Here is a 12,120-nt window from a genome sequence, read left to right as displayed (position 1 = left end):
ATGAATTTCGACAGCCCGCAGTTGATCAACGCCTGGACACCCCCGGGACCCGCCATGCTCTTCTGTCCGGCGGATCGTCCCGAGCGGTATCAGAAGGCGCTCGATCGGGCGGACGTGGTGATCCTCGACCTCGAGGACGCCGTCTCGCCGGAGAACCGCGTGGCTGCCCGAGAGGCGCTCGTCGCCAACCCACTCGACCCCGGTCGAACGATCGTCCGGATCAACCCGGCCGGCACGGGCGACTACCGTCGCGACCTCGCGGCCATCGGCGACACCAATTACCGGGTCGTCATGCAGGCCAAGGCCGAGGACGTCGACTCCATCATCGACACCGCGCTGCAGACCGTCGCGCTCATCGAGACGCCACTGGGCGCGACCCGTGCCCATGAGATCGCCGCTGCGCTGAACTGTATCGGGCTGATGTGGGGTGCCGAGGATCTCGTCGCCGGTCTGGGCGGCAAGTCGAGCCGGTTCGGACCAGATGAGGAGCGGCCTGGCTCCTATCGGGACGTGGCCAGGTGGGTCCGATCGTCGACGAGGATCGCGGCCGCGGCCCATGGCAAGTTCGCGGTGGACTCGGTCCACCTCGACATTCCCGACGTCGCCGGGCTGATCGCCGAGGTGCGTGACGCGGTTGCGCTGGGATACACCGCGACCGCGTGCATCCACCCATCGCAGGTGCCCTACATCCGCGACGGTTATCGGCCGTCGGAAGAGGAAGTCCGATGGGCGCAGCGCGTGGTGGAGGGATCCGCCGAGTACCAGGGCGGGGTGTTCAGCATCGACGGACACATGATCGACGGCCCGGTGTTGCGGCAGGCCGAGGTGGTCCTGGCGAGGGCCATCGCCACCCAGGGCGACGCCCAGCGCGGTGACACACCGACCACCGAGCACCAATGAGAAACTGCCGCTGACGCGGCCCAGAAGGAATCGGAGCCCGATCATGACCGAACCGGCATATTCGCGGGGCGAGGACAGCCCGGATCTGCTGACCGAGACGATCGGCGCGACGTTGGCACGAACGGCGTCGACGTTCGGCGACAACGTCGCGCTCATCGATGCCGCAGCCGGGCGACAATGGACGTATACGGAGTTCCTCCACGATGTGCGCGCCGTGGCCGCAGGACTCGTCCGCACCGGGGTGAACCCCGGTGACCGGGTCGGCCTCTGGTCGCCCAACCGGTTCGAGTGGGTGCTGACCCAGTACGCGACAGCCGAGATCGGCGCGATCCTGGTCAACCTCAACCCCGCATATCGGCAGAACGAGATCGAGTACGCGCTCGCCCAGTCGGGAACCAACGTCGTCATCGCGGCCGAACGGTTCAAGGGTTCCGGATACGCGGCGATGCTCGCGGCCGCCCGTCCCAACTGTCCAGAGCTCCGCGAGGTGATCCTCTTCGAGTCCGCGGAATGGGCCGCGCTGCTCGCCGAGCCCACCCCGGCCGAGGCCGCCCGGGTCACGGAGATTGCCGGATCGCTGGCGCCGGACGATCCCATCAACATCCAGTACACCTCGGGCACCACCGGATTCCCCAAGGGTGCCACGCTGTCTCATCGCAACATCGGTAACAACGGCTACCTCGTGGGCGAGCTGCTCGACTACACCGAGGCCGATCGGATCTGCCTGCCCGTGCCGTTCTACCACTGCTTCGGCATGGTGATGGGCAACCTTGCGGCCACCAGTCACGGCGCGGCCATGGTCATCCCGGCACCGGCCTTCGACCCGGCGGCCACCCTGGCCGCGGTGTCGGAGTATCGCTGTACGAGCCTCTACGGCGTGCCGACGATGTTCATCGCGGAGCTCGCCCTCCTCGACGACACCGGCGGGGCAGCAGGTTTCGACCTGTCGAGTCTGCGGACCGGCGTCATGGCCGGCTCGCCGTGCCCGGAACATGTGATGCGTCAGGTCGTCGAGCGGATGCACATGAGCGAGGTGTCCATCTGCTACGGCATGACCGAGACCTCGCCGGTGTCCACCCAGACCCGCGTCGACGACACGCTCGAACTGCGGGTCGGCACGGTCGGTCGGGTCGGGCCGCACCTCGAGGTCAAGGTCGTCGACCCGGGCTCCGGAGACACGTTGCAGCGTGGCGAGACCGGCGAGTTCTGCACCAAGGGGTACTCGGTGATGAAGGGCTACTGGAACGAGCCGGAGAAGACCGCCGATGCCCTGGACGCCGAGGGATGGATGCACACCGGCGACCTCGCCGTGATGGACGACAGCGGGTACGTCCGGATCACCGGCCGGATCAAGGACATGGTGATCCGCGGCGGCGAGAACGTCTACCCCCGGGAGATCGAGGAATTCCTCTACACCCATCCGGACATCCTCGATGCGCAGGTCATCGGTGTCCCCGACGACAAGTACGGCGAGGAGCTGATGGCCTGGGTGCGATTGCGCGACGGCGCAACCGATTTCACGAAGGACGACCTGCACGCCTTTGCGGCGGGCAAGATCGCTCGGCACAAGATCCCCCGATACGTGCATGTGGTCAAGGAATTCCCGATGACGGTGACAGGCAAGGTGCGCAAGGTACAGATGCGTGCCGAGGCAGTCGACATACTCGGACTGCGAGACGAGGCGAGCGAGGACACGTGAGCGATTCCCAGCAGAGCACTTCCCAGCAGGGCACGTCCCGGACGACGTACATCGATTCGTTTGCCGCGGCGGCGGGGGAGCGGTCCGGTCGTGACCTCACCGACTACGCAGCGTTGTGGCAGTGGTCCGTCGACGAGCCGGCTCAGTTCTGGCGCGCGGTCTGGGACTTCTACGACCTCGATGCCGTCGCCGTCACGACGGATGGGCAGTCGCCCGCCGACGATGCCGACGTGTTGGCGAGCCGTGATATGCCAGGCGCGCAATGGTTTCCGAGGGTGCGACTCAACTACGTGTCCGCGATCCTGCGGCACGCAGACCGGCCGGGCGCGGCGATCGTCGGCGTCGACGAGGACGGCGGACGGACCGAGGTCGCGTGGTCGGAACTGTCCGAACAGGTGACCGGGTTCGCGAGGACCCTGACCGATCTCGGTGTCGGCGTCGGTGATGTGGTGGCCGCCTATCTGCCCGACATCCCCGAGGCCGTGGTCGCCTTTCTCGGCACCGCGTATGTCGGTGCGATCTGGTCGGGCTGCGGACAGGACTACGCGCCGGAGGGGGCCGCGGGCCGGCTCGCACAACTGCACCCGAAGGTTCTCGTCACCGCTGCGGGTTACCGCTACAACGGCAAGACCATCGACAAGACAGCCGACAGCGCAGGATTGGCAGATCTCCTGCCCGAGTTGCTCGCGCACATCGTCGTCGCGCCGCCCGTCGGCGGTGGCGTTCCCGGCGGCGGTACCTCCACACCGCCGGATGCGGCGCCGCCTCGGCGCATCGACTACGCGGAGGCAGTGGCCGCCCCGGGTGAGCCATTCGAGCCGGCATCGGTGCCGTTCGACCACCCACTGTGGGTCTTGTTCAGCTCCGGCACGACCGGTAAGCCGAAGGGCATCGTCCATGGCCACGGTGGTGTGGTGGTCGAACATCTCAAAGCGGCGGGACTGCACGGAGACCTGGGGCCCGACGACGTCTTCTTCTGGCAGACCGCACTCAGTTGGATGATGTGGAATTTTCAGGTTGCCGGATTGCTCTGTGGCACCAGGATCATCTGCTACAGCGGATCACCACTGCACCCCGATGCGGACCGGCTCTGGCAGATCGTCGAATCCGAAGGGGTCACCTACTTCGGTACCAGCCCCGGGCAGCTGCAGGCCTCGCGCAAGGCGGCGCTGCGTCCCGGCCGGGATCACGACCTCTCCGCCCTGCGAACCCTCGGCAGCACCGGATCCACTCTCGCCGCCGACTTGTTCACCTGGGTCGACGACAACGTGAAGCCAGGTTTGCCGATCTCGTCCATCAGTGGGGGGACCGACGTGGTCACCGCATTCGCCGGTGGTTCGGTCGGTGTCCCGGTCGTCGCGGGTGAGCTCTCGGTTCGATACCTCGGAGTGGCGCTGGAGAGTTGGGCGCCCGATCGCACATCGCTGATCGACGAGGTCGGGGAGATGGTCGTCACCGCACCCATGCCCTCGATGCCCGTGTCGTTCTGGAACGATCCCGGCGGCGCGCGTTACCGCAGTGCGTACTTCACGCACGAGTGGGCATCTCCGCCGCCCGAGCCGGTCTGGCGGCACGGCGACTGGGTGACGGTGACCGATCGCGGATCAATGGTCATCCACGGCCGCAGCGATGCCACCCTGAACCGGCACGGCATCCGGATGGGATCGGCCGACATCTACGAGGTGGTCGAGGGAATCGACGAGGTCGCCGAAGCCTTTGTCCTCGGCGTGGACGGCCCGCGCGGTGCGTACTGGATGCCGTTGTTCATCACCCTCGTGCCCGGCGCGAGCCTGGACGATCGGTTGATCTCGCACATCGCGTCGGAGGTTCGGACCAGGTTGTCACCGCGTCACGTGCCCGACGAGGTGATCGAGGCGCCGGGAATCCCGCACACCCGGACCGGCAAGAAACTCGAGGTGCCGGTGACCGGGATTCTGGCGGGGCGAGCGGACGTCAGCATCGACCCGAAATCCGTGGACGACTACGGCCTGATCGAGTGGTACGCGAATCAGGGGAGCGTCCATCGCTGGTAGAAGGTGCAGGTCATCGGCACATCGCGCAGTGCGGCGAATCCCAGGTCATGGGGGCATCGAAAAACATGTACTAGCGTGGGGCCCGGCACATGCGCTCACCGCGGGGGCAGAGACGACTGAGCAGGAGATGCGATGACCTACCAACCGGGATCCGGCCAGCAGGGTTACGGCCAGCAGGGTTACGGGCAGTACGGCGGCTACTCACAGTCCGGCCACCAGGAAGGTGCGGGCTACGGGCAGCCGGGGTACGACCAGCAGGGACAGGGCCAGCAGGGCTACGGCCAGCAGCCGACCTACGGTCAGCAGTACCCGCAGAATTACGGCCAGCAGCAGTACCCGCAGAATTACGGGCAGCAGCAGTACCCACAGAATTACGGCCAGCAGCAGTACCCACAGAATTACGGGCAGCAGCAGAACCCGCAGGGCTACGGGCAATACGGTTCCCCGGCGGCACCGAAACCGCAGGGCCAGGGGCTGCCGGCCAACGTCGGCCAGTTGCTCGCCATCGCGGTTGCCGCGGTCGCCGGTGTCGACGCGATCGTCAGCTTCTGGAACCTCGGTGCCTACCTGCCGTACATGGCGTTCATCGCACTGCTCGCCGTGCTGACGTTGCATCCGAAGATCGAGACGAAGTTCTTCGTGCCCGTGATCGCGGCGGCCGCGGTCGGGACGGCGATCACGGATATCTTCGCGGTGATCCACACGGCGTCTCGCGGATCGGAGTTCATCGCCAACTCGGGAATCGACTACACCCAGCTCGTGCTGTCGCTGATCGTGGCCGCGCTTGCCGTGGTCTGGCTGTCGATCGTGTTGGACCTGGTCAAGGTGGCGCCGGCAGTCGGCGGGACCGGTGGGACCGCGGCGTCGGCCGACGCCGCTTCTCCGACCACTCACGTCCCGGCCCAGGCCCCGTCGTCGGCCGCCTACGGCGATGCACAGACCAGCGCCTACGGAGCGGCCACCGCGCAGCAGCCCACATACGATCCGTCCGCGTACACCCAGGTGCCGTCGTCGCCGACGTCTTCGCCGTCGGGCTACAGCCCGACGGTCGGCGCATCCGAGGCCGGGGCGTCGGCCGGCTATACCCCCGAGCGGTCCGCCCAAGCCGGCGAGAGCGGTTCGGAAGCCACCACCAAGCTCAACAGGCCGGATCAGTCGAGCGGTCACTGACCCTCCGGCACCGCATCATCCGGCGCCCCGTCGACAATGTCGGCGGGGCGCCGCGGTGTCACGGAGGACATCGGCCTGCGACGCCTGCGACGCGTGTCGCTTTCTGGGGTTGACGCGGCGCGTCTGCCGGGCGTGACGGTTGTGTCGTGTCACGCTCATGGCGATGCCCTCGCCAACAGCTGACAACCTCGCGTCGCGTCTGCGTCAGATGCGGCAGCTGAGCCGTGCCCAACGGGCGATGCCCGACGGGTCCGCACGTGAGCTCGTCGTCGTCGCGTTCGCCGTTCCGGTCGTCACGATGCTGGTGTCTGCGGTGGTGGTCCTGACCGTGTTGCTGTCGGCGGGGAGCGGGCTCGACGGGCTGGCAACCGCGGTCGGTGCGATCTGGCTCGCCGTCCATCAGGTCCCGCTGACGATGAGTGGCGTCACGGTCGGCGTGCTCCCGCTGCTGCCGACGATTGCGGTGGCCGCCGGAACCGCACGGATGGCTGCATCGGCGAGCGGTCCGGAGCGGCCGGCATCCGAGCTGGTAGCGGTCGTGTTCTCCGCGATGGGTGGTCCATTGCTGATGACCGCTCTGTCGCTCGCGGTCGTGATGGACGGATCGTCGGTCTTCCCGTTGCAGAGTCCGGCCGCGTTGACCGCGTTCGGCTATACGGCCGGCATCCACGCCGCAGCGGCCACGCTCGGGATCGTGTGGCAGCGTCGGCACGAATGCTATGAGCGCTTCGGGATCACGCCCGCAGTTCGGCGCGGTGTGCGGCTGGGAGGGTTCGCCGTCACCGCGCTGCTCACCTGTGCGGCTGCCCTCGTCGTGATCCGGATGGTCATGCGATGGGGGATCGTCGGTGACCTGATCGGCGGAGGCAGTGATTTTGACGGCTACCTCGGACTCACCGCGTTGTCGGTGCTGTACCTGCCCAACGCGGTCATCGGGGCCGCGGCGGTGCTCGTCGGGTCCGATGTCCATGTCGGGGGCGCCACTGTTGATCTGCTCGACGTCCACGGGGGCCCGGTGCCTCCGCTGCCGGTACTCGGCGTGCTGCCCGAGGATGGCGCAGGCATGCTCGGGATCCTCGGCTTCGTGATCCCGGCGTCGATCGCCCTGCTCGTGGCGTGGCGATGCCGCGACATCGATCCGCTGGCGAATGTGCGGTCCGTGGCGGTCGCCAGTGCGGTTGCCGCATCGACGATGGTGGTTCTGTGCTCGATGGCGGGTGGTGCGCTCGGCGAGTTCGGCGACGTCGGCGTCACCCTGCCCACCGCGGGCGTTTTCACACTCGGCTGGCTGGCCGTCAGCGGCATGGTGGTCGCGCTGGTTTATGGAACCCTTCCGTCGACTCGCGCCGCGCGCGAGATGCTCGACGTCGATGACGAGTACTTCGACGGCGATGACCTCGGTTACGAGGACGACTACCTCACCGCGGACGACGACGGCGATGAGCACTGGGAGTACGACGACTGGGAGCACGAGGGCTGGGAGAACGCGGATGACGGGGCCGACGGTGCCGCCTGGTCCGACGACGACCCGGACCACAGCCACAAGGACGACGAACACACGGATGACGACGAGTGGGACGTCGCCGCGTCGGCCGACGAGTTCGACGTAGCCGACGACCACGAGAGCGTGGCCACCTCGGACGAGGACGTCGAATACTCCGGCGACCCGCGCTGACGCCGCACGACCGTACCGCCCCGACGACCCGGGCATTCAGGCCGCCCACTAGGCTCCCAGATGTGAACGCAGTCCCCGCAGAGCCCCCCGTGCCTGCGGTTCGCGTACCCGTCGTGGTGATGGCATCGGGCACCGGTTCGCTGCTGGAATCGTTGCTGGCGCGGGTGGATCAGGGTGCGCCGTTCCGAATCGTGGCCCTCGTGGTGGACCGGAAGTGCCGAGCTGCGGACATCGCCGCCGCCCACGACGTCCCCCTGGTGGATAACCGACTCGCCGATCATCCCGACCGTGCCGCTTGGGATGCCCGCTTGACCGAGTTGGTCGCCGACCACGACCCCGCGTGGGTGGTGACCGCCGGATTCATGAAAATCCTTGGGCCGGCGTTCCTCTCCCGATTCGGCGGTCGCATCGTGAACTCCCACCCGGCGCTGCTGCCGTCCTTCCCTGGCGCACACGGGGTCGCGGACGCCCTTGCCCACGGCGTGAAAGTGACAGGTGCCACCGTTCATCTGGTGGATGCAGGCGTGGACACCGGGCCGATCCTCGCGCAGGAGCCCGTGCCGGTGCGAGCGACCGACACCGCGGACACCCTGCATGAACGAATCAAATCGGTCGAGCGTGTGTTGCTCGCCGACGTGGTGACCGCACTCGTCACCAAAGGTGTAGTGATCGACGGACGAAAGGCCGATATCCCGTGAACGCACAGAGCCCCGCCGGCAGCGCCCGCCGCCCGATCCGCCGCGCACTGGTCAGTGTCTACGACAAGACCGGTCTCCCCGACCTCGCGTCGACGCTGCACGGTGCCGGCGTCGAGATCGTGTCCACCGGTTCCACGGCGAAAACGATTGCCGACGCCGGGGTCCCAGTGGTCGAGGTGTCGACACTGACCGGGTTCCCCGAGTGCCTGGACGGACGGGTCAAGACGCTGCATCCGATGGTGCATGCCGGGATCCTCGCGGACAGCCGCAAGCAGAGCCACGTCGACCAACTCGCCGATCTCGGTATCGCGGCGTTCGATCTGGTCATCGTCAACCTGTATCCGTTCACCGAGACCGTCGCGTCGGGAGCGGGACCGGACGAGTGCGTCGAGCAGATCGACATCGGCGGACCCTCGATGGTCCGCGGTGCGGCCAAGAATCACCCGACGGTCGCCGTCGTGGTGAACCCCGGTGACTACGCCGTGGTGCAGGATGCGCTGTCGGCCGGCGGTTTCACACTTGACGATCGTAAGGCGCTGGCGGCCAAGGCGTTCCGTCATACCGCCGATTATGACGTCGCGGTCGCATCGTGGATGTCCAGCGTGGTGGCACCGTCCGCGGACTCCGAGATCTTCCCGGATTGGGTCGGCGCGACCTGGAACCGGTCGTCGTTGTTGCGCTACGGCGAGAATCCGCATCAGGCTGCGGCTATCTATCTCAGCGAAGCCGGTGGCGGACTCGCATCCGCGGAGCAGTTGCACGGCAAGGAGATGAGCTACAACAACTACACCGATGCCGATGCCGCATGGCGTAGCGCACATGACTTCGACGCCCCCGCGGTCGCGATCATCAAGCATGCCAATCCATGCGGGATCGCGGTCGGCGAGGACATCGCCGAAGCTCATCGCAAGGCCCACGCGTGCGATCCCGTGAGCGCATACGGCGGTGTGATCGCCGCCAATCGCGAGATCACCGTGGCAATGGCCGAACAGGTCGCGGAGATCTTCACCGAGGTCATCATCGCCCCAGGCTTCGCGGACGGCGCGCTGTCGGTGTTGACCCGCAAGAAGAACATCCGGGTCCTGACCGCACCGGCGCCGCAGCGCGCGGGACTGGAGACCAAGCCGGTCTCGGGTGGCCTCCTCATGCAGCAACGCGACGTCCTCGACGCCGACGGCGATGACCCGTCGAACTGGACCCTGGCCGCCGGTGCCCCGGCCGAGCCCGCGACGCTCGCCGATCTCGAATTCGCCTGGCGGGCCTGCCGGTCGGTGAAATCCAACGCGATCCTGCTGGCCCACGGCGGTGCGTCGGTCGGCGTCGGGATGGGTCAGGTCAATCGGGTCGACTCCGCCCACCTCGCCATCACGCGCGCCGGCGACCGGGCAACCGGCAGCGTGGCGGCGTCGGACGCCTTCTTCCCGTTCCCCGACGGATTGCAGGTGCTCATCGCGGGCGGGGTCCGCGCAGTGGTCCAGCCCGGCGGATCCATCCGCGACAACGAGGTGATCGAGGCGGCCTCGGAGGCCGGTGTCACGTTGTACCTCACGGGCGCACGACATTTCGCACACTGAGTCCGTGCATCTGTGAGCCCGGTCGAGTTCGCGTTCCTGATCCTCGCCGGGTTCGGGGCCGGACTGATCGGTTACATCACCGGCCTGGCATCGGTGGTCAGCTACCCGGCCCTGCTCGCGGTGGGGCTCAGCCCGATAGCGGCGAACGTCACGAACACGGTGTCGTTGGTGGCGGTCGGCATCGGGAGCACATCCCAGTCCGGCCGGGTCCTCCTCGACGGTGACCGGCGCCGCCTGATCGGCGGGGCCATCGCATCGCTCATCGGCGGCACGATCGGCGCAGTGATCCTCTTGCTCACCCCGCCCGGAGCGTTCGAGGCCATCGTGCCGTTCCTGGTGGCCCTCGCAGCGGTCGCGCTGTTGTGTCAGCCCATTCTCCGGCGCTGGGCGACCAGCCACCAGGACCGGCCATGGGTGTGGCTGATCTCGCTGGTGATCATCTCCGTCTATGGAGGCTATTTCGGTGCCGGGGCGGGAATCATGGTGCTCGCCCTGATGCTCGTGCTCACCAGCGAGCCGTTGTGGCGTGCGGCGCTGTCGAAGTCGTTGTTCCTGGGCATCGCGAACACCGTCGCGGCCATCGGGTTCATGATCTTCGGGCCGGTGGACTGGTGGGCGGCACTGGCGATGGCCATCGGCTGCCTGATCGGTGGCTGGTGCGGACCGCCGGTGGTCAAGCGGCTGCCGGCCGAGCCGTTGCGGGTCGCAGTCGCCGTCGGGGGACTTGCCCTCGCCGTCTGGCTCGCCGTCCGCTGAGCACGCCGCCCCCGCCGACAGCAACCCAAATCTCGCCGACAGCAACGGCATCCCCGCCGACGGCAACCGCATCCCCGCCGAGAGCAACCGATATTCCACCGACAGCAACCGATTCTGCGCCGGCAGCAACCGATTCTGCGCCGGCAGCAACCTGCTCGGCGGCGACAGCGTGGCGCCGACTCGACCCTGACCGCGGGTTTCGGCCATTCCGCCGGTGCCCTCGGTGCAGAACGCGTTGCTGTCGGCCAGAACGCGTTGCTGTCGGCGGGGAGGGCCTGAGCCCCCTTTCGCTCAGCGTGCGACAAACCCTGGGCAGACCTGCGTCTGTTCACTACAAAGATGAGGTGACCTCCACCGCGCCCGGCCCGCCGACACTCGATGCAGGTGTCGTGTGGTCCGTCCGCGCACACCTCGTGACTCCTGCCGGATCGGGGAAGGTCGCGACGAACGGGGGTCCACCGGATGAACTGGTCGGACGGATCGCATCATGGGTCGCCTCCGGGAGATGACGGAGCCCATCCCAACCAGCGCGATCCGAGAAGGACCATCCATGACTCTCTCCATCACCCCGTCCTCCGGCATCACTGACACTCTTTCCGCAGGTGTCGAGTTCGACATCGATGAGCTCGGTCCGTCCTTCGGTGCCGAGATCCGCGGCATGAACATCGCATCCGCCTCCGACGACCAGATCGTCGCCCTCCGTCGCGCTCTGATCGACTACAAGGTGATCGTCCTGCGCGACCAGCAGATCGACGATGCCGAGCACATCGAGTTCGGCCGTCGGCTGGGGGATCTCACCTTCGGGCATCCGGTTTGGAACAGCGGTGATGTTCCGGGTGAGGTCTACTCGCTCGACAGCGCCGACGACGGTTTCGCCGACGTCTGGCACACCGACGTCACGTTCATGCCACGTCCTCCGATGGGTTCCATTCTTCGGCCGGTCGTGTTGCCACGCAACGGAGGCGACACGAATTGGGCCGACGCAGAGATGGCATACGAGTCGCTGTCGGAGCCGGTGCGCCGCCTGGCCGATTCGCTGACCGCGGTGCACGACGGCAACCGTGCGTTCGGCTACTACCTCGAGCAGCGTCGTGGCGGTCGCGGAAATACCTGGGACGGAGCGGAAGTCACCGAACTCGTGCCGGTCACTCATCCGGTGGTGCGTATCCACCCGGAGACCGGCCGCAAGTCGTTGTTCGTCAATCCGGGGTTCACCTCGCATATCGACGGGGTCTCCGATGCGGAGAGCCGCGGGATCCTGGATCTCCTCTATGCCCACATGACGAAGCCCGAGCACATCGTTCGGCACCGGTGGCGTCTGGGCGACGTCGTCCTCTGGGACAACCGCAACACCTTGCATTACGCGAACCGCGACTACGGCGACATCCGCCGTGTGATGCATCGGATCACACTGCGGGGCGACGAGCCCATCGGTCCCGCCTGACCCTTCGCTCCTCATGGTCGGATAACGACGCGCGTCATTCTGCTGATCGAGTAGCGGCCGAGGCGCCGGCCGAGGGCGGGTATCGAGATCACGAGCGTGGCCTCGATACGGGCTCCGCTGGCGCTCCGCCCTACTCGGCCGGCAGGTGGTGGCTCCGCTGGCGCTCCGCCC

Annotated in this window: 10 protein-coding genes; all 10 read left to right on the top strand. The window is 67.3% G+C overall.

Annotation, left to right across the window (positions count from 1 at the left end; all coding sequences use genetic code 11):
* The 10 genes from ACLQ3I_RS13810 to ACLQ3I_RS13765 all read left to right on the top strand — a co-directional run bounded on the left by ACLQ3I_RS13810 (position 1) and on the right by ACLQ3I_RS13765 (position 11,949).
* Positions 1-900: an HpcH/HpaI aldolase/citrate lyase family protein gene (locus ACLQ3I_RS13810; RefSeq protein ID WP_425788755.1), complete on the top strand. Its 900-nt coding sequence runs from the start codon at positions 1-3 to the stop codon at positions 898-900.
* A 43-nt stretch (positions 901-943) separates the two neighbouring features.
* Positions 944-2,599 (top strand): AMP-binding protein, encoded by a 1,656-nt coding sequence (locus tag ACLQ3I_RS13805; protein WP_425802480.1) that lies wholly within the window; start codon positions 944-946, stop codon positions 2,597-2,599.
* Between the two features lie 50 nt (positions 2,600-2,649).
* Positions 2,650-4,632, top strand: coding sequence for an acetoacetate--CoA ligase (locus ACLQ3I_RS13800; protein ID WP_425790457.1), 1,983 nt, complete (start codon positions 2,650-2,652; stop codon positions 4,630-4,632).
* A 132-nt stretch (positions 4,633-4,764) separates the two neighbouring features.
* Positions 4,765-5,802: a hypothetical protein gene (locus tag ACLQ3I_RS13795; RefSeq protein WP_425802477.1), complete on the top strand. Its 1,038-nt coding sequence runs from the start codon at positions 4,765-4,767 to the stop codon at positions 5,800-5,802.
* A 163-nt stretch (positions 5,803-5,965) separates the two neighbouring features.
* Positions 5,966-7,477 (top strand): DUF6350 family protein, encoded by a 1,512-nt coding sequence (locus ACLQ3I_RS13790; RefSeq protein ID WP_425802474.1) that lies wholly within the window; start codon positions 5,966-5,968, stop codon positions 7,475-7,477.
* Between the two features lie 119 nt (positions 7,478-7,596).
* Positions 7,597-8,175, top strand: a complete 579-nt coding sequence (gene purN, locus ACLQ3I_RS13785; protein WP_425790455.1) for a phosphoribosylglycinamide formyltransferase — start codon at positions 7,597-7,599, stop codon at positions 8,173-8,175.
* Entirely contained in the window at positions 8,172-9,749 is a 1,578-nt protein-coding gene (gene purH, locus ACLQ3I_RS13780; protein WP_425788748.1) for a bifunctional phosphoribosylaminoimidazolecarboxamide formyltransferase/IMP cyclohydrolase, read from the top strand. The genes purN and purH overlap by 4 nt, the downstream gene beginning before the upstream one ends.
* A gap of 12 nt (positions 9,750-9,761) precedes the next feature.
* Positions 9,762-10,505: a sulfite exporter TauE/SafE family protein gene (locus tag ACLQ3I_RS13775; protein ID WP_425802472.1), complete on the top strand. Its 744-nt coding sequence runs from the start codon at positions 9,762-9,764 to the stop codon at positions 10,503-10,505.
* Entirely contained in the window at positions 10,474-10,695 is a 222-nt protein-coding gene (locus ACLQ3I_RS13770) for a hypothetical protein (protein WP_425802469.1), read from the top strand. The genes ACLQ3I_RS13775 and ACLQ3I_RS13770 overlap by 32 nt, the downstream gene beginning before the upstream one ends.
* Positions 10,696-11,055: 360 nt before the next feature.
* Positions 11,056-11,949 (top strand): TauD/TfdA dioxygenase family protein, encoded by an 894-nt coding sequence (locus ACLQ3I_RS13765; protein ID WP_425788744.1) that lies wholly within the window; start codon positions 11,056-11,058, stop codon positions 11,947-11,949.
* Positions 11,950-12,120: the final 171 nt, after the last annotated feature.

This window comes from Gordonia sp. DT101, from assembly GCF_049844895.1.
Taxonomy (GTDB): domain Bacteria; phylum Actinomycetota; class Actinomycetes; order Mycobacteriales; family Mycobacteriaceae; genus Gordonia.
Note: the sequence above shows the minus strand (reverse complement) of the source record. Positions and strands in the feature narration are given on the sequence as shown.

What these genes read in the sequence shown, in the direction of transcription:
- ACLQ3I_RS13805 (WP_425802480.1), top strand. Translation starts at nt 944, where the DNA reads ATGACCGAACCGGCATATTCGCGGGGCGAGGACAGCCCGGATCTGCTG.
- ACLQ3I_RS13790 (WP_425802474.1), top strand. Translation starts at nt 5,966, where the DNA reads ATGCCCTCGCCAACAGCTGACAACCTCGCGTCGCGTCTGCGTCAGATG.
- ACLQ3I_RS13795 (WP_425802477.1), top strand. Translation starts at nt 4,765, where the DNA reads ATGACCTACCAACCGGGATCCGGCCAGCAGGGTTACGGCCAGCAGGGT.
- ACLQ3I_RS13810 (WP_425788755.1), top strand. Translation starts at nt 1, where the DNA reads ATGAATTTCGACAGCCCGCAGTTGATCAACGCCTGGACACCCCCGGGA.
- ACLQ3I_RS13765 (WP_425788744.1), top strand. Translation starts at nt 11,056, where the DNA reads ATGACTCTCTCCATCACCCCGTCCTCCGGCATCACTGACACTCTTTCC.
- purN (WP_425790455.1), top strand. Translation starts at nt 7,597, where the DNA reads ATGGCATCGGGCACCGGTTCGCTGCTGGAATCGTTGCTGGCGCGGGTG.